General features: G+C 69.3%; 17 protein-coding genes. 8 read left to right on the plus strand and 9 right to left on the minus strand.

Annotation, left to right across the window (positions count from 1 at the left end; translation table 11 throughout):
• Positions 1-130: 130 nt before the first annotated feature.
• The gene (locus VGS97_RS11210) at positions 131-1,933 is read right to left on the minus strand and encodes an ABC transporter permease subunit (protein WP_326853292.1); all 1,803 of its coding nucleotides are present in this window, start codon (positions 1,931-1,933) and stop codon (positions 131-133) included.
• A gap of 10 nt (positions 1,934-1,943) precedes the next feature.
• A complete protein-coding gene (locus tag VGS97_RS11215; RefSeq protein ID WP_326853293.1) occupies positions 1,944-2,459 on the minus strand; it encodes a hypothetical protein in 516 nt (171 codons plus the stop codon).
• 216 nt (positions 2,460-2,675) lie between these two features.
• Between VGS97_RS11215 and VGS97_RS11220 the strand changes: the two genes are divergently transcribed.
• Complete coding sequence (locus VGS97_RS11220; RefSeq protein ID WP_326853294.1) at positions 2,676-3,236, plus strand: hypothetical protein; 561 nt, start codon at positions 2,676-2,678, stop codon at positions 3,234-3,236.
• Between the two features lie 385 nt (positions 3,237-3,621).
• Here the strand turns inward: VGS97_RS11220 and VGS97_RS11225 are convergent, their stop codons facing one another.
• Complete coding sequence (locus tag VGS97_RS11225; RefSeq protein WP_326853295.1) at positions 3,622-3,912, minus strand: hypothetical protein; 291 nt, start codon at positions 3,910-3,912, stop codon at positions 3,622-3,624.
• 21 nt (positions 3,913-3,933) lie between these two features.
• Here VGS97_RS11225 and VGS97_RS11230 point away from each other — a divergent pair, with 21 nt between their 5' ends.
• On the plus strand, positions 3,934-5,709 hold the full coding sequence (locus VGS97_RS11230) for an ATP-binding SpoIIE family protein phosphatase (protein ID WP_326853297.1): 1,776 nt from the start codon (positions 3,934-3,936) through the stop codon (positions 5,707-5,709).
• A gap of 323 nt (positions 5,710-6,032) precedes the next feature.
• Here the strand turns inward: VGS97_RS11230 and VGS97_RS11235 are convergent, their stop codons facing one another.
• From VGS97_RS11235 to VGS97_RS11255, 5 genes are all read right to left on the minus strand, one after another.
• Positions 6,033-7,046: an inorganic phosphate transporter gene (locus VGS97_RS11235; protein ID WP_326853298.1), complete on the minus strand. Its 1,014-nt coding sequence runs from the start codon at positions 7,044-7,046 to the stop codon at positions 6,033-6,035.
• 4 nt (positions 7,047-7,050) lie between these two features.
• Positions 7,051-7,671, minus strand: a complete 621-nt coding sequence (locus tag VGS97_RS11240; protein WP_326853299.1) for a DUF47 domain-containing protein — start codon at positions 7,669-7,671, stop codon at positions 7,051-7,053.
• 395 nt (positions 7,672-8,066) lie between these two features.
• Positions 8,067-8,327, minus strand: coding sequence for a hypothetical protein (locus tag VGS97_RS11245; protein WP_326853300.1), 261 nt, complete (start codon positions 8,325-8,327; stop codon positions 8,067-8,069).
• Positions 8,328-8,487: 160 nt separating this feature from the next.
• On the minus strand, positions 8,488-8,646 hold the full coding sequence (locus VGS97_RS11250; RefSeq protein ID WP_326853301.1) for a hypothetical protein: 159 nt from the start codon (positions 8,644-8,646) through the stop codon (positions 8,488-8,490).
• On the minus strand, positions 8,643-9,422 hold the full coding sequence (locus tag VGS97_RS11255) for a hypothetical protein (RefSeq protein ID WP_326853302.1): 780 nt from the start codon (positions 9,420-9,422) through the stop codon (positions 8,643-8,645). The genes VGS97_RS11250 and VGS97_RS11255 overlap by 4 nt, the downstream gene beginning before the upstream one ends.
• 108 nt (positions 9,423-9,530) lie before the next feature.
• Between VGS97_RS11255 and VGS97_RS11260 the strand changes: the two genes are divergently transcribed.
• Positions 9,531-10,436 (plus strand): NAD(P)-dependent oxidoreductase, encoded by a 906-nt coding sequence (locus tag VGS97_RS11260; RefSeq protein WP_326853303.1) that lies wholly within the window; start codon positions 9,531-9,533, stop codon positions 10,434-10,436.
• A gap of 46 nt (positions 10,437-10,482) precedes the next feature.
• Here the strand turns inward: VGS97_RS11260 and VGS97_RS11265 are convergent, their stop codons facing one another.
• Positions 10,483-11,532 carry an NlpC/P60 family protein gene (locus VGS97_RS11265; protein ID WP_326853304.1) on the minus strand — a complete coding sequence of 350 codons (1,050 nt, stop codon included), beginning with the start codon at positions 11,530-11,532 and terminating at the stop codon, positions 10,483-10,485.
• 263 nt (positions 11,533-11,795) lie between these two features.
• Between VGS97_RS11265 and VGS97_RS11270 the strand changes: the two genes are divergently transcribed.
• The 5 genes from VGS97_RS11270 to VGS97_RS11290 all read left to right on the plus strand — a co-directional run.
• Positions 11,796-12,101, plus strand: coding sequence for a hypothetical protein (locus VGS97_RS11270; protein ID WP_414641689.1), 306 nt, complete (start codon positions 11,796-11,798; stop codon positions 12,099-12,101).
• A 182-nt stretch (positions 12,102-12,283) separates the two neighbouring features.
• A complete protein-coding gene (locus VGS97_RS11275) occupies positions 12,284-13,123 on the plus strand; it encodes a hypothetical protein (RefSeq protein WP_326853306.1) in 840 nt (279 codons plus the stop codon).
• Complete coding sequence (locus VGS97_RS11280; RefSeq protein WP_326853307.1) at positions 13,113-14,456, plus strand: hypothetical protein; 1,344 nt, start codon at positions 13,113-13,115, stop codon at positions 14,454-14,456. The genes VGS97_RS11275 and VGS97_RS11280 overlap by 11 nt, the downstream gene beginning before the upstream one ends.
• Positions 14,453-15,982, plus strand: a complete 1,530-nt coding sequence (locus VGS97_RS11285) for an SCO6880 family protein (RefSeq protein WP_414641690.1) — start codon at positions 14,453-14,455, stop codon at positions 15,980-15,982. Before VGS97_RS11280 ends, VGS97_RS11285 begins: the two co-directional genes overlap by 4 nt.
• 3 nt (positions 15,983-15,985) lie before the next feature.
• The coding region (locus tag VGS97_RS11290; protein ID WP_326853309.1) for an ATP-binding protein at positions 15,986-17,311 on the plus strand (1,326 nt) is incomplete at its 3' end.

Below are 17,311 nucleotides of genomic sequence, written 5' to 3' on the forward strand. Positions count from 1 at the left end.
GTGGACTTTCCGGCCCCGTTCGGCCCGACGAGAGCCGTCACCGCGCCGAACGGGACGGCGATGCCGACTTCGTGCAGGACCTCGATCCCGCCATAGCGGACCCGCACTCCCGCGCAGCGCAACGCGATGGTCACGAGACCGCCCTCGCTCGCACCGCCACCGCCGACTCGGCCGGTTCACCGCGCAGCCAGGGCACAGTGAGCGCCGCGATTCCTACGATGATCGCGGAAGCTCCCGGAATCACCGTGTCGGCGACTACCATCCCGACCGCCGCGAGGATCAGCGAGGGCGCGCTCGCGACACCGACGGCGGTCGCGGCGGCCAGCCAGATCAGCCCGCGCAACGGGTCGAAGGCACTTGAGTCGAAGGCTCCGGCGGCGCCCACCCACAACGCACCGCCGAATGCTGCGACGGCTCCGGCCAGCGCGAACACCAGAACCCGGATGCGCTCGACGTCAACGCCCAGCGTCCGCGCCGCCGGTTCGCTGTCCCGGATCGCCGCGAGCCGCCGCCCGATCCGTCCGTGATCCAGCGGCGTCAGCACCAGCGCCACGAGACCCAGGCTCACCGCCTCGGCCAGCAGAAAGGCGCGATCACCGGAGAGGAAGGCCGGACGGTGCGCCAGCGGCGGCGTGAACAGCGGCTGCTCGAACATGAACCGGCTCGCCGCGGTGGCCAGCGCGAGCGTGGTCAGCGCCAGATGCAGTGGCCGTTTTCGCGCCACCGGGAGCGCGAACAACAGCCCGAGCGCCGCACCCGCCGCGGGCGCGGCGATCAGCCCGAGCCCTGGCGTCCACGCGGCCACCAGCGCGCCCGCCCCCACGAAGGCGGTCTGGCCTAGGGAGATCAGTCCTACCGTGTTCAGCGCCTTGAAGGAGAGCAGCACCACGGCCAGCGCCGGGATCTGCTGTGCAATGCCCACATCCGGTGAGCGCAGCAGCGCCGCCGCGACGGCGAGCGCCACGACCGGCCACCAGCCGCCGACCCGCTCGGCGAGCGCGGCCTTGCGCGGCGCGGTCAGCACCCGCTCCCGCGTCTCCTGGAACGCCGGTGCGATCCACACCGCGACCAGCAGTACCGCCACGAAGAGATTGGAACGCACCGCCGACAGCACCTCGCCCGGACGGCCCGTCAGCTGAATCCCGATCAACTCGGCCTGGCCGATCCCGGTGGCCAACGCGACCGCGATGGCTACCGCGGGGTTCACCAGCCGCGCCGCCACGACGACGCCGAGCGTCTCGAAGAGCACCAGCGTGAAGGTGACCGCGTCGAGCCGCAGCTGCGGAGCCAGCAGCATCCCGGCCGCCGCCGCCAGTGCGCAGCCGAGCGCCCACCCGAGCCGCCCCAGCCGACGCGCGGGCAGCCCGTGAAGCTCGGCCAGGCCGCGGTCGTCCACCACGGCGCGGATCGCGACCCCGAACGTCCGGCTGCGCGTCAGCAAGGCCAACGTGCCTGCGATGATCAGGAGCAGCCCGAGCTCGACCAGGACGCCGACCGACACGGTCAGTCCGCCGGGTCCGCCGAGCTGAATGCTTCCCGCAGGCAGCAGCGAAGGCGCGTCCGTGCGGGCCCCCGATCCCCAGACCGCGGTAGCGATGCCCACCAACAGCACCATGACGCCGAACCCTGCGGTCAGCTCCGCGGCAACGCCGGCGGCCCGCTGTTGCAGCGGCCGGAAAACCGCCGCGTCGAGCAGCAGCCCGAACAGTGGAGCACAGCCGAGCACGATCAGCGCCGCGGCTGCACCGGTCGGGATCCCCCAGTCCCGAACGGCCGCACGCAGCAGGAACGCGCCGAACATCCCGATCGCGCCGAAGGCTACGTTGAGCACGCCGGTAACGCGGTACGTCGCGATGACCCCGACCCCGGAGAGCGCGGCCACCGCGCCGATCCCGAGTCCGGCGACGGCCAGCTGCCCAGCCCCCGCGCTCACTGCGACACTCTCACTGGGTCACGGCGGCTAGATCGGGCTCGCAGATGGGACAGGGCCGTGCCGGAGCCGGAGTGGCCGACGTGCCAGCTGACGTGCCAGTGCCAGTTGACCCGTCCGACGTGTCGGCCGGCGCGCCGCCCCCACGCGTCCTGTCCCCGTCAACACGTCCGGCATCGGCGCCCGTGACTTCGTACGCGTCCGGCTTCCCGTCGAGCAGCGGGCAGTCCCCGCGATGCACGTAACTGCCGTCAGGCAGCGCCCACAGCCCAGCGCGCTGTATGACGCCAGCCGCCGCGTACGTCCCGCGTACGCCGCCGCGCGGTTCCACGTGTCGGCGACCGGCGATCAGCACCGCTCCAGCCACGATCAGCGCGGCACCGGGAATGGTGGCCGAGGCCAAGTAGGGCAATTGCTGGGCTTCGGTGGGTTGCCCGGAGATCTGGTACCAGCCGACGACTTCCAAGCCCACGCCCACGGCCGCGATCAACCAGCCCGGATCGATCCCGGGACCAATGCGGACAACCACCGGCACCCCTCAGCAAAGTCGCCCAACAGCCTGATGCTATGGCAGAACAATGCCCGGTGGGAGGCGCGGTACGCCGCCCCGCCGCCACCGAGGATGAGCTTGAGGCAGTCCGGAACTGGAACGCACCTGTTGCATGCGCGCGGGTTCGCGGCTCTTACGCCGGGGATATCAAAGTTATTGCGCGTTCCCATCCTGGAGGCGAGTGGAGGGAATGTAATGACCATCCTGCGGTTTGGCTTCCATCATCACAGTTCAAGGATGGTGCGGAAGCAAACCTTGACTCTCCTTATCCGTACCCTCACTTCATTGACCGCTGTGGCGTTGCTTGCCGCATGTGGCAGTTCGGGCGGCAGTACGGCCGCAACGTCGTCGGTGACCCCCTCAACGGCGGCGAGCGCCAACGCCGACACGGCCGCAGTCACGCAGGTCTGGCAGTCCTTCTTCTCCAAAGACACGCCGATCACCCAGAAGGAAGCCCTGCTGGAGAACGGCACCACGACGATGAAGCCTGCCGTCCAGGCCTTCGCCTCCGATCCGCGGGTCGGCCAAGCCAGCGCGACGGTGCAGAAGGTCATGTTCCCCTCGCCGACCGACGCCGACGTCACGTACCAGATCTCGCTGAACGGCGCCGTGGTGATGGGCGGCATGGCGGGCAAGGCCGTCAAGGTCAACGGCAGCTGGCTGGTTTCCGACAGCACGCTCTGCGGCCTGCTGCAACTTGCGGCGGCGGGCGGCGGGTCCGGTGGCAGCGCCGGGGCGGTTCCAGGCTGCTCGTAGTTACCCATCGTCGCAGCGCGCTGTCCGCGCTGTTCGTGCCGTCCACGTGCTCTACGCGCTCCTCTCGCTGCTCAGCTTCCGCGTCTGGCGACGGGCCTGGTCGTCGGCCCGCTCGGGGTCATCCGTTCGAGTGATTGGCCGGGAACCGTCGCCAGCCAGGCCCGACGCGACCGGAACCGGTCCCGGTTGTCCCTCGATCGAATGGTTGATCGTGGTTGTCCCCCACCCCACGCTGTCCAGTCCGGCAGACTGGGCCCACCTGCTGTTCCGGGTGGGGCGAGCGATCCGGTTCCAAGCGCGCAGCTCCGTCGAAGCCGTCGATCGCGCGCTGGGCAGGCGCGCCCACGATCGGGCGGCCGGCGGCTGGCACTTGGAGAGGACACCACTACCCGTGGCTTGGAAGCCTGACGCGCCGATCGCGGCGTTGTCCGACCGCACCGCATTGTCCGGCCAAGCGGACGCAGCATTCGATCACGACGCTGTTTTCGATCACGGCGCTGCGCCTGATCGCAAGGCCGCGCCCGATCATGACGCGACGCTTGATCGGAACGCTGTGTTTGATGGGGACACCGTGTTTGATCGAAGCACTGTGTTTGATCACGAAACGTTCGATCATGACGCCGTATTCGACCATCCGGCCTTCAATCGCACCGTCTTCGACGAGACGGCTTTCCACGAGACTTCCGCGAGCAACGGCATGCTGAAGAACAACACCGCGCTGAAGAATTCCGCGCTGGGCGACCCCGGTCTCGACGGATTCGGCGACGAGCTGACCGAGGCGCTCTTGCGTCCCGCGGACCGCGAGGACCGCGTCTCCGGCGAGCGGGTCGGCGTGCTGCTGGCCGCAGCGTTCGGCACGGCTCCCAGTGCGGTCGCGCTCGTGCGGGACCACGACCATCGGGTGGACTTCCTGAACTGGGCGTTCCGCGAGTCCTTCGGCCTGCCCGTGGACGCCTGCGGCCCGCTGGCCGGGCTGGTGCCGCAGTTCGAGCAACTCGGGCTGCTCGACGCACTGGACCACGTCTACGCGACCGGGACCGTCTTCACCGCGCCCGAAGTGCGCGTGAACGGCTTCGGTCCGGCAAAGCGCCCCGCGGTGCTGCGGGTCACCTGTTCGCCAGTGCACCATCCTGAGGGCGGCCCGGTGACCGGCGCGCTGGTCACCATCGTCGACTGCACCGAACAGGTCGCGGCCGTCGACCGGCTGCGTGCAGGGGAGCGTCGGCACCGCTACGCCGCGGTCGCCCTGCAACGCTCGCTGCTGCCGCAGCGCCTTTCCCAGCCTGATGACCTGCGCATCGCCGGTGTCTATCTCCCCGGCGCCGCGGACGAGCAGTCCGATCAGACGCAGGACGCCTGGCGGCGAAGCAGCGAGCCCGGCGAGTTCCAGGTCGGCGGGGACTGGTACGACGTGATCCCGCTCGGCGGCGGGCGAACCGCGCTGGTGATGGGCGACGTGATGGGCCGCGGTGTTCACGCGGCGGCCGTGATGGGCCAGCTGCGCGCGGCTGTCCGTGCGTATGCGGCGGCCAACCTTCCGCCCGGCGAGTTGCTGCTGCACCTCGACCGGCACGCCGCCGAACTGGAGGGCGTCGCCTACGCCGAGGGCTCGATCAGCGCGGGGGCCTGCGACTTCGGCGCGCTCGCGACGGCCGTCTACGCGGTCTACGACCCCGACGACCACGTGCTGACTTACGCGAACGCGGGTCATCCCGCGCCATTGTTGCGCTTACCGGATGGTGTGATCGTCGAACTGGAGGGTGCCGGCGGGCCACCGCTCGGCACCGGAGAGTGGACGTGGCAGGAGGCCTGCGTCGCGGTGCCGCCGGGTTCCTACCTCGCGCTGTTCACGGACGGCCTGGTCGAGCGGCGCGGCACGGACCTCGACACCCAGATCGGCCTGCTGCGCAGGGTCTTCGCCGGAGCCCCGCAGCTACCGATGCAGCGTTCGGCCGGTCGGCACGGAGTACGTCGCGCCGGCCCGGTCGATCTGGTCCGCGACGAGTTGCTTGCCGGGATGGACCTGCCCGCGGACCACGACGACGACGTCGCGCTGTTGGTCGTGCACGTGCCGCGGTGGCAGGGGCAGCGCGCGGAGCTGTTCCGCTCGGCGGGGCTCGACCTGGTCGGCGGCACCGAGATCGCCGCGCACGCCCGCGCCTTCGCCTCAGGGGTGCTGCGCAGCTGGCACGTCGGCGACGACTTGTGCGACGCCGGAGTGCTGGCAGTCAGCGAGCTGGTGGCCAACGCCGCGATCCACGGCAAGCAGCCGGTCCGGCTCCGGCTGCGCCGCACCGACCGCCGATTGATCGTGGACGTGTCCGACGGCGACGACCATCTGCCCAGGCGGCGGCTGGCCGATGACACCGACGAGGACGGCCGCGGTATCGGCATCGTCGCCGCGCTCGCCTCGTCGTGGGGTGCGCGGCAGCTGGACACCGGCAAGTCGGTGTGGTGCGAGTTCGGCCTCTAGGGCATCGCACCAGGAGGTGCTGAAGATCTTGGCCTCGTGTCCCACGCCGGACGTCCTGCGCGGGACACGAGCGCGATCGGCCTCCGCATCCCGGCTGGTCATTGCGCTGATCTGGCCAAGATCTCCAACGCCCTGGAGCATCGGAAGCCGCCTGTTGAGATCAGCCACCGAGTTCATGATCCACGTGAAACATCGTCAGATGGCGTGACGCTGATCGCCGTCGCAAGTTGACAAAGTGTCGGTTGATGCGGCATCAGGTGACATGGTGTCAGCTATTTCAACCATCGGTCGGCGGTCGGCGGTCGGCAGTCAGAGGTCAGGGGTCAGCTGACCAAGGCATGGCTCACTTCGTAGATCAGTGCGCCGCAGACGCCGGCCGCCGGGATGGTCAGGAACCAGGCATAAAAGATGTTCTTCGCCACGCCCCAGCGCACCGAGTTGCGTCCGTTGGTGGCCCCCGCCCCCATGATCGAGCCGGTGATGATCTGCGTCGTAGACACCGGCGCGGCGTAGATGAACGCGGTGAAGTAGAGCACCAGCGAGGACACCGTCTCCGCCGCGAAGCCGCGCGGCGGGTCTATCTCGATGATCCGCCGGCCGAGCGTGCGCATGATCCGCCAGCCACCCGCGTACGTGCCCAGCGAGATGGACAGCGCCGAGGCCAGCAGCACCCACCAGGGCACCTCGCTCGCGCTGGTCGCGTGCCCGCTCGCGATGAGCGCGAGCATCACCGCGCCCATCGTCTTCTGCGCGTCCTGGATACCGTGCCCCAGCGCCATGCCGGCCGCCGACACGGTCTGCGCCATCCGGAAGCTCCGGGTGACCGGGCCCGGCCGGCGCCGCCGGAACCCCCACAGGATCCCGAGCATCAGCGCGAAGGCGAGCACGAAGCCCACCAGCGGCGAGACCAGCATCGGCAGCACGACCTTGTCCCACACCCCGCTCCAGTGCACGGTCAGCCCGGCCGCCAGCCCCGCACCGACCATGCCGCCGATCAGCGCGTGCGAACTGGACGAGGGCAGCCCGAAGTACCAGGTGACCAGGTTCCACACGATCGCCCCGGCCACCACGGCGAACACCACCACCAGGCCGCTGCCGCCCTGTGGCGGCGTGGAGATGATGCCGTTCACGATGGACTTCGTCACCCCGCCGCCGAGTTCCAGGCCTACGTACGCGCCGACCAGGTTCATCGCCCCGGCCATGACCAGCGCCGCGCGCGGGGTGAGCGCGCGGGTGGAGACCGAGGTGGCGATGGCGTTGGCGGAGTCGTGGAAGCCGTTCGTGTAGGCGAACCCCAGGGTGACCACGACGACCGTGATCAGGCCGAGCGTCTGCACGGGGTCATGACTCCTTGACCGCGATCGTCTCGATCGTGTTCGCCACGCGCTCGAAGTTGTCCGCCGCCGCCTCCAGATTTTCCACTATCTCCCGCAGCTTCATCACGGTGAGCGCGTCGTACTCGCCGGAGAACAGGTGCGCCAGCAGCTTGCGGTAAACCTGGTCGGCCTGGTTTTCCAGCCGGTTGACCTCGATCCAGTACTCGGTGAGGTCCTTCATCGTGCGCAGCCGCGGCATCGCCTCCGCGGTCAGGTCGGCCGCCCGCACCAGCACGTCCACCTGGTCGGCGACCCCGGCGGGCAGCGCCTCCACCTGGTAGAGGGTGGCCAGGTCCACCGCCGCCTCCATGTCGTCCATCACGTCGTCGAGGCGGGCCGCGAGATGGTAGATGTCCTCGCGGTCGAAGGGCGTGATGAAGGAGGAGTTCAGCAGCCGGTAGATCGCGTGGGTGACCTCGTCGCCCGCGTGTTCGGCGTCACGCATCCGCTCGGCGATCGCCGTGCGTCCGGCCAGGTCGGTGCCGAGCAACTCGGTGAGCAGAGCCGCCCCTACGACCAGGTTGTCCGCGGCTTTGGCGAACAGATCGTAGAAGCTGGTCTCCTTCGGGGTCAGACGCAGGCGCACAGGGATCTCCGGGCGGGGATTCGGGCGGGCTCTCACGTTCCCGCCCCGGGGAGCCGGGGCACGGCGGTCGCCTTGTGGGCGTGGCCGACGTTGGCCGGTGATGGAGCGGTTGTCGGGAACTGTGGGGTTCCATGACCACAAGGATGCTAAACGCTAACGACACCGATTGCGCAGCGTGTGACGGATCTCGCGCCGGATGGTGGTTGCACGTGGTCGGGCGGTTGCGTCACGTGACGAGTCGCCGTGCGATCTGATGTGCGATCAGGGGAAGAATTCAACGCATATAGACGCATAGTGAAGCATATAAGCGTATATAGGATTGAGCGCTGATAGCCAGAATAAGTGTCGGCAATGCCCCGCAGAGCGCGGCGGAAGGCTTGATGGGCGCCGACCGTTCAGCAGGTGCTGATCGTTCCCGGGGGCCGAAGGCCGAGAACGGCGTCGATGTCCTCATGCGAGAGCGGCTCGTCACTGCGTTGGGCCGCGATGATCAGCTCCGCATAGAGCTCGATCTCGTCCAGCGCCACCCGGTCGTGAACGGAAGCGGCGCGCAGCAGCCGACCGTGGCCGTGGCCATGGCTGTGCGCCGGTTCGCGGCGCGGCGCCGGATCGTGCAGGGGAGCGGGAGTATGCTGCGCCGTACGCAATCCGGTCACCTCCTTACCGTCTTGAACGCGCGATCGCGTAAGGCTTCAGTCCCCCGCGGTCTTCCGCCGACCCTTGTCAGCATAGAGACCGGTCCGACGGGCAACCATGGCCCGGACGGGCCATCCGCCGCGCGGCATGCCTAGTTCGGTAAGGCCCGCCCGCCTGGCCTCAGTGCGCGGTCGACGGACTCGGCCGGGTGGCTGCCAAATCCTGCGCGGGTGGTGTGACCACGGTGACCGGTTGATCCAGGTCGAACAGGTCCGTGGTCGCCGCGATCCGGACCGCGCCGCGTTGCGGTGCTTGGGCGGGGACGCTGAAGTGCGTCACGACTCGGGTACCTTGCCCTGTGCGTCCAGGTAAGCATCGAAGGGGACCGTTTTCTGCGCGAACGCGCGTGAGGCGCGGAGCAGTTCGTCCTTGATCGGGTTTTGCGCCTGCTGTGCCGACGCCGTCAGGTCCAGCGTCCCGCTGTAGTGCGTCACCGGCGTGTTACGGACCTTGTCCTGCCCCACGTAATGCACGGTGTCGTTATGCACGGTGTCATTATGCGCGGCGTCGTAACGCCCGGCGCCGCCATGCGCCGCGTCGGCGCTCACGCCGCGCAGCAGTGCGAAGTCGAAGACCGGGCTGGTGTAGCCGGCGCTGATCAGATCCCCGTCCGGCAGCTTGGTCGCGTCGACCCACTTCCACTTCGCGTCCACGCCGGGCTGCCGTAGGTACAGCGTCGCGGGGGTGATGATCTCGTCGAGGGGAGTCGGACTCTGCGGTGTCCGCAGGACGATAGCCCCGACCTGATGGTCGAAGTCGAAGCTGCCGAGGCCGGTGAAGTGGCGGTCGGCGCCGCCGACCGTTATGACGACTGTCGTTGCCACCTTCGCGGTGTGGATCTTCGAAGACGCGACAGCGGCGTCACGTACCGCGGCGACCGGATTCGTTGCGACCGGATCGGCGACGACGCTTGGCGACACCGACGAACACCCTGCGGCGGCTGCCACCGTACCGGCGCTCAGCACGAACAGGCCGAGTCTGAGCGCCGCCGATCGCCCCCTACGGTGTGCCGCCGCTGCGTTCACTTTCGCCACCTCGGATGGGTACTCACTCATGGTGTAAGCCGAACGGATGATCCGTTGGGGGATTCGTCCTCTCCAACGACCCGAATGGAGGATGGTTACGGTAGGGATTCAGGTCGCTACCGAGAAGGGTGCCGACGGATGCGTGTCTTCGTAGCCGGTGCGACCGGTGTGCTGGGGACGGCCGCTGTGCGGCGGCTCGTGTCCAGCGGTCACGAGGTCACCGGGATCGCCCGCAGCCAGGAGAAGAGCAGGATCCTTTACACGCTGGGCGCCGAGAGCGCGCGGGTGGATCTCTTCGACGCCGCCGCGATGCGTGCCGCGATCGAAGGGCACGACGTCGTGTGCAATCTGGCCACGCACATTCCCGCCGGCCCGGCGATGATGCGGACCTCGGCGTGGCGGGAGAACGACCGGATCCGCACGGAGGGCAGCGCGATCCTGGCCAAGGCCGCGGCCGACTGCGGAGCGCTGCGGTTGATTCAGGAGGCTGTCTCGCTCGTCTACGCGGACGGCGGGCAGGACTGGATAGCCGAACGGTCTCCGCTCGCCGTCCACCCGCTCACCGTCTCGTCGTTGACCGCCGCCGACAACGCGATGGGCTTCGCGGACCAGTACCGGTTCGCCGTCGTCCTGCGCTTCGGCATGTTCTACGGCGCCGACTCGCTCACCCGCTGGCAGTTGGAGCGGGTACGGCGCGGAAAGCCGGTCCTGAGCGGTGATCCGGACGGGTACGTCTCACCGATCACGATCGAGGACGCCGCCGCCGCGGTCGTCGCGGCCCTCGCCGCCCCGACCGGGATCTACAACGTGGCCGGCCAACCTGCGCACCGCGCGCAGTGGGCGCGGGCGCTGGGCACCGCCGCCGGCGTGGACGGCTCGGCCAAATTCCTCCCGTCCCTCACGCGCCGACTGCTCGGCAGCCGCGCCGAGGTTCTGGGCCGCTCGCTGCGGATCTCTTCGGACGCCTTCCACACCGCGACCGGTTGGCGGGCCAGGACCGAACTGGCCGAGGGCTTCGCCCCAGCCGCGAAGGCGGCCCGCTGAACCGGCTCACTTCTTGGACGCGCCCCAGATCTGCGAAGGCCGCAGCTCAGGAAGTCGTGCCCGCCCCAGCACTCGCGGTCGCACTCGTACTCGAAGTGGGCTGCCCCACCGGCCACTGCGGTACCTGCGCGTACGGCCGGACCGCGCCGATGTAGCCGCCGAAGCCGTCGATCGTGTCGAAGCGGATCGTCGCCCCGGTGTGCGGCGAGTCGATCATCGCCCCGCCGCCGACGTAGATGCCGACGTGGTGGATCGTGCTCGGGTCGTTGGTGTTGTAGGCGAAGAACACCAGATCGCCCGGCTGGAGCTGGCCCCTGGGCACATGCGGCCCCGCATACCACTGGTCCGCCGCCACACGCGGGATCGCCACGCCGACACTCGCGTACGCCGCCTGAGTCAGTCCGGAGCAGTCGAACTCTCCGTGATCGGCGACGCTGCCCGTGCCACCCCACAGGTAAGGCGTGCCGAGCCGGTCGTAGGCGAAGGCGATGGCACGCACCGCGACGCTGCTCACAGCGACGATGCCGCTCGGCGCGGTGAACGCCCTCTCCAGGATCCTGATGTTCTTCACATAGTTCTGCGTCTCGGAGATCGACGGCACGCCGTTCGCGGCGAGCACCGCGCCCGGCCCGGCGTTGTAGGCGGCCAGCATGTTGTCGATCTGGTCGCCGGGGACCTTCGAGACCTGCCGGGCCAGCGCGCAGTCGTAGCGGGCCGCGGCCGGGATGGCGTCGGCGGGGTTGAAGACGTCGCGCTTGCCGTCGCCGTCCTGCGCCGAGGCCCAGTTCGGCCAGGTGCCCGGCATGAACTGGGCGATCCCCTGCGCGCCGGCCGGGGAGACCGCGTGCGGGTCGAAGGCGCTCTCCTGGTACAGCTGCGCGGCCAGCAGCGGCGCGCTCATCTGGGAGCAGGAAGACCCGGCGGCCTCGATCATCGAGGCGAACGACGCGGGCACCGTCCCGGTGGCCAGCGTGGCCTGCTGCGCCTGGAGTTCGGACCCGCTGATACCCACCGCGACCAGCGCGACTACGGCCACGATCACGAAGGGGGTCAGCAGCGTGCCGCCCAGCACCCAGATCAACCGGCGTCGGGGCATCGCGGCCCTCCCTCCCCTGGCAAGCGGCCCTGGCACTGCTGTCGGTTGGCATTCTCACGGTCGGCGCGCGGTAGTGAGCCCTATGATAGGTGCGACGGCCACAAGACGTCAGTCTTCGCACTACGGGCCGTGCGCTCCTGTTCGAGGGCGCAAAACACCCCCATACTGGCAACACTGGACACCGATGACGACCCGACGACCGGGGGTGCAGCGTGCTTACTCTCCTGACTTCTCTGCCCGTTCATGCCGCCTGGCATACGCTAGTGCCGGCGGCCAATGGCGGGAATATCAATACGATCATCGGTGGAATCGCTCCTGACTGGGGCCCGTTCGGGAAAGTCGGCCAGCAGGCACGGGTCCTGATCGAGGTCATCATGGCTGCCGCGATCCTGCTCTGCCTGGGCATCGCCATCTGGGGCGCGGCAAAGCAGCGCATCGGCGCCACGGCGCTGCGCGACTCGTTCAGCGCGGAGCAGGGCAAGGGCCTGATCGTCGCCGGACTGACCGGCGTGTTCATCATCGGCTCGCTCGGCACCCTGTTCACCATCGTCTACGGCATGGCGATCTGAGCCGTGGCTCAGCGGGTGGGTGCATCGGTTGCGGCGGCGGCCCAACGGCTGACGTGCGCAGGCTCTGCGGCGTGTACGGCTGCTCAACCGGTCCGAGTACCGGTGACACTGGTTTCCATATCCAGTAGGGGTGAGGCCTGATGGCCCGCCCCAGGAGCCGAGCCGATCGAGGGTCGTACCCGTTGGACACAGCGCAGAACACGCCCGAAGCGCGCACGCGTGTCAAGCTGCCCCCCGACCCGTACCTCGACGACGAGCCGAGGCCGCGTCGCGGCCGCCGCCCGCTCATCCTGCTCGGCGCGCTGATCGCACTGGTGGTCGTCATCACGATCGTCAACCGGACCACGCACCACTCCACCGACACGCAGGCCGGCACCCAGCCCTCCGCGTCGACCGGCACCGGGTCCAGCGACTCCGCGGCGAACGCGAGCGGCCCCGTGGCGGTCCCGATCCAGAGCAGCAGCCTGCCCACGAACTCCGCCGACAACATCCCGATCGGGTATCCGCACACGTCCGCGGGCGCCGAATCCGCGGCCGCGAACTACGTCGTGGCGTTCTACCTGCCCTCCATGACCAAGACCTCGGCCCGGCATCGCCTGATCGACGCGATTGCCGACCCGCAGAAGGCGTCCGATCTCGAAAGCCAGCTCGACACGGCGTACAAGCAGGCGAACGTCGGCAACGGCCTGTCAGCCGACGGTTCCGCGCCGAGCGGACTGAACTTCCTCCAGCGCTGCACCCCGATCGGGGTGAGCCTGGACAGCGAGAGCGGCACCAGCGTTACCGTCGACGTCTGGAACGTGACCATCTCCGGGCTGGTGGGCACCGGCTCCACTCACCCCGTCGTCGAGGCCTGGTCCACGGCGACCGTTGCGCTGCGCTGGACACAGGGCGACTGGAAGTGGGTGTCCCTGACTTCCAAGGACGGGCCCGTCCCGACGAGCGGGCAGCAGGTGCCCTCCGCGGGCCAAGCGTTGCAGGATGCAGTCAACCTGTTCGGGGGATTGCGGTATGTCCGCTGAATCGATGGTGAGCCTGTCCCAGGACGATCCGTGCTCAGTGCTCTTCGGGCTGCTGAAACAGGCCTGCGAGAACACCGGGAAACTGGTGAACGGATCCGGAGCGTCCGGGTCGGGCGCGAACGGCAGCAACAGCGCGTCGACCGCCTCGCTGCTGACCGACCCGGTCGGGGCCATCGCGCACGACACCGCGCAGGCGGCCGCCTCGGTCATCAGGGCCGTCGCGGGGGTGGTCCAAGGCAGCACGAACGTGGACTTCACCAACTCCGGCTTCCTGACCCAGTACGCGATCGTGTTCGCCGCCTCCTCGATCCTGACCATCGTGCTGTGGCTGCTCGCGGTGATCAAGCGGGCGGTACGCGGCGAGGCGATCGTGACCGCGATCTCCGAGGCCACCGGGTTCCTGTGGCTCGCGGTCGGCGCGTCCGCATTCACGCCGGTGATCCTGTACGGCATGGTGCGCGTCACGGACTCGGTGACCGGCGCGATCGGGTCCGGCACGTCGAAGGACACGAACAACTACCTGGCCTCGTTCGCCAACACGCTCGATCCGCCGAACGGCCAGACCGCCAACCTCGGCGGCGGGCCGATCCTGCTGATCTTCGTCGCGATCATCGCGATGATCGCCGCGGCGGTGCTGTGGATCGAGCTGCTGATCAGGGCGGCGATGCTCTACGTCGGCGCGGCGCTCGCAGCCACCGTGTACGCCGGACTGGTGGATAAATCACTCTGGCATCACATCAGACGATGGGCTGGAATGATGATCGCCGTCGACCTGGCGAAACCCGTGATCATCATTGTGCTCGGACTCGCCACCGCGATCTCCGGCGGCGGCACCGGGCAGGGCTCCATCGGCGCGGTGCTCTCCGGGCTGGCCATCATGCTGCTGTCGATCTTCGCCTCGGGGCTGATCTTCCGCTTCGTGCCGAGCTTCGGCGACGACATGCTCGCCGTCAACGCGCGCACGTCCGGCGCACCGGCTGAGGCCGCCGCGGGCGCGATGGACGGCCCGGCCGCGCGGGTGCAGCAGGGCATCGCCGCGCACGCAGGCCGCAGCGGCAGCGCCATCGGGGGCAACCCGCTCGCCGGACCGGCCGTGGCCGCCTTGGGCATGTCCGCGGGCATCGCGGCGGACGGAGCACGAGCCGCGGCGCGATTGACCACCACGCGCAATCCGGCGGCGATCGGCGCCGGCGGCGGTGGCCAGCCACCCGCGCAGCCACCGGCCACTCCGCCCGCACCGCCGCTCCCACGGGACGGGGGGCAAGCCGGACGCGGTGCCGACGCGGGCCGGGGTATTCCAGAAGACGGCGGACGCACCGGCGGGAGTAGCTGATCGTGGCCAGCGAAGGCGTCGAGCGCCGCCGTTCGTTCCTGATCGGCAAGGCCAAGCCGAACGCGATCGTCGGGCGCAACCGCGAGACCGGCGAACTGGCCGTGCTCGTGGTCGGTGGCGCGCTGGCGATGATCGCGGCCTTCGCGGTGCCCACGCTGTTCCTCAAGATCCTTACGATCATCGGACTGCCGGCGGCCGCTGCCGCCGTGGTGTTCCTGCCGTATCGGCGGCGCACGCTCTACCGCTGGTTCGAGATCGACCGCAGCTATCGGCGGCTTACCCGCTCGGGCGCCGCGCGCTACGCCTCCGGCGAGGTCGAGGCGGGCACCCGGCTCGGCGGTGCCGAGCTGCCCGTCCAGGCGCCGCCGGGCATCGGCCAGATCCGCTGGCTGACCGCGAACTTCGGCCCGGACAGGCTCGCGGTCCTGATGCATCTCGACCGCAGCATGGTCACCTGCACGCTGGAGATCGAGGGGCCCGGCGTCGGCTCGCGCGACGCCGAAGACCAGGAGGCGCTGGTCGACCGGTTCGGCACCCTGCTGCGGCACGTGGCCAACGGCGACGGCTTCGTGACGCGCCTTCAGATGCTCGCCCGCACGCTGCCTGCCGATCCCGACGCGCACGCCAAGGACGTGCTCAAGCGCGGCGATCCGGAAGCGGCGCAGTGGCTGCGGGACTCGTACGACCATCTGCTTTCGATGGTCTCCACATCCAGCGAACAGCACCGCGCGTATCTGACCGCGTCGATGCCCTATTCGCGCGAACTTGCGGCCGAGGCGCGCGTGATGGCCGGGGGAGCGGACACCGACCGCGGCCTCTGCATCATCATGGTGCGTGAGCTGACCGACATCTGCGCACGGCTGGCCGACGCCGACATAAAGGTGCGCCGACCGCTGGACGTGCCCGCGCTCGCTTCGCTGGTCCACTCGATGTATGACCCCGAGCACCTGATCGACCATGGCGAGGTGATGAGCGAGCGGGGTGCCTGGCCGGCCGAGTTCGACGGCTCCGCGCAGCTTTACCTGCGCGCCAAGACCCGTGAGTCGGCCACCGGCGAGCCGTGGTGCCACGCCACCGCGTGGATCCGCGAGTGGCCGATGACCCCGGTCTCGGTCAACTTCCTCGCCCCGCTGCTTGTGCACACCCCGGATGTGATCCGCACGGTCGCGGTGACCATGGACCTGGAGCCGACCGAGGTGGCGATCGAGCGGATGCTGACCGAGAAGGTCAACGTGGACGCCGAGGACCGCCGCCAAGCCAAGCTCGGCCGGATCGACGACCCGCGCGAGCGCGCCCACTCCTCCCGGGTCGACCTGCGCGGCGAGGACCTGGCCGCCGGTGCCGCGGGGGTCAACCTGGTCGGCTACATCACCGTCTCCTCGCGCTCGCCGGAAGCGCTTTCCCGTGACAAGCGTACGATCCGTGCATCGGCGGGTAAGTCCTTCCTGAAGCTCGAATGGTGCGACCGGGAACACCACCGCGCCTTCGTCAACACCCTGCCGTTTGCGACTGGAGTGCGGAGGTAGCCGATGGCTCGCGGAAGCATGACCGACCTGCTCGTCGACGCCTTCACGACGGTCCTGTTCGGGAAGAAGGAGACCGCCCGGCTGCCGGTGCGCACCTCAAGCAACCAGGCCGAGGCGATCTACCTGCCGACCGCCGCCCCGGGTCTCGGCGACTCCGGTGTGATCATCGGACGTGAGGTCTACAGCGGCAAGGGCTACATCTACGACCCCTTCCAGCTCTACGGCCAGCAACTGCCCGCGCCGCACTGGCTGGTGCTCGGCGAGTCGGGCAACGGCAAGTCCTCGCTGGAAAAGACGTACGTGCTGCGCCAGTTGCGGTTCAAGGACCGCCAGGTCGTGGTGCTCGACGCGCAGGGCGAGGACGGCGTCGGCGAGTGGAACCACATCGCCGAGGCGCTGGGGGTCACCCCGATCCGGCTCGACCCGCACCATCGCGGCGGCAGCGGGCAGCATGGACCGCAGATCAGGCTCAACCCGCTCGACCCGGCGATCACGCTCACCGGCCAGCTCGCGCTGCTGCGCACCATCATCGAGGTCGCCCTCGGCCACCCGTTGGACGAGCGCTCCGGTTACGCGCTCAAGGCCGCGCACGCCACGGTGCGTGCCGACGCCCTGCGCGCGGGCGTCCAGCCGATCCTGCACGACGTCGTCGATGCGCTGCGCGACCCGAAGTCGATCGCCGCCGAGGAGATGAACGTCGCGATAGACGACGTGCGCGACTGGGGCCTTGACGTGGCGCTGGTGCTCGACCGCCTGGTCGACGGCGACCTGTCCGGCATGTTCGACGGCCCGACCACGTCCGGCATCAACCTGGACGCGCCGCTGATCGTCTTCGACCTCTCGACGATCGACCGCAACTCGATCGCGATGCCGATCCTGATGGCCATCGTCGGGGTCTGGCTCGAGCACACCTGGCTGCGACCGGACCGGCGCAAGCGCATCCTGCTGGTCGAAGAGGCCTGGCACATCATCAACTCGCCCTCGGTGGCGCAGCTGTTCCAGCGGCTGCTGAAGTTCGGCCGACGGCTCGGCCTGTCCTTCGTCGCCGTCGTGCACCACCTGTCCGACGTGATAGACGGCGCGGCGGCCAAGGAGGCGGCGGCGATCCTCAAGATGGCCTCCACCCGCACGATCTACATGCAGAAGTCCGACGAGGCGCGCGCGACGGGCCGCGTGCTCGGCCTGCCGCGCTGGGCCGTGGAGATCATCCCCACGCTCTCGCCGGGCATCGCGGTCTGGGACGTGAACGGCGACGTGCAGGTGGTCAAGCACATCATCACCGAGGTCGAGAAGCCCTTGGTATACACGGACCGCGCGATGACCGAGAGC

This window comes from Actinocrinis sp., assembly GCF_035946395.1.
Taxonomy (GTDB): domain Bacteria; phylum Actinomycetota; class Actinomycetes; order Streptomycetales; family Catenulisporaceae; genus Actinocrinis.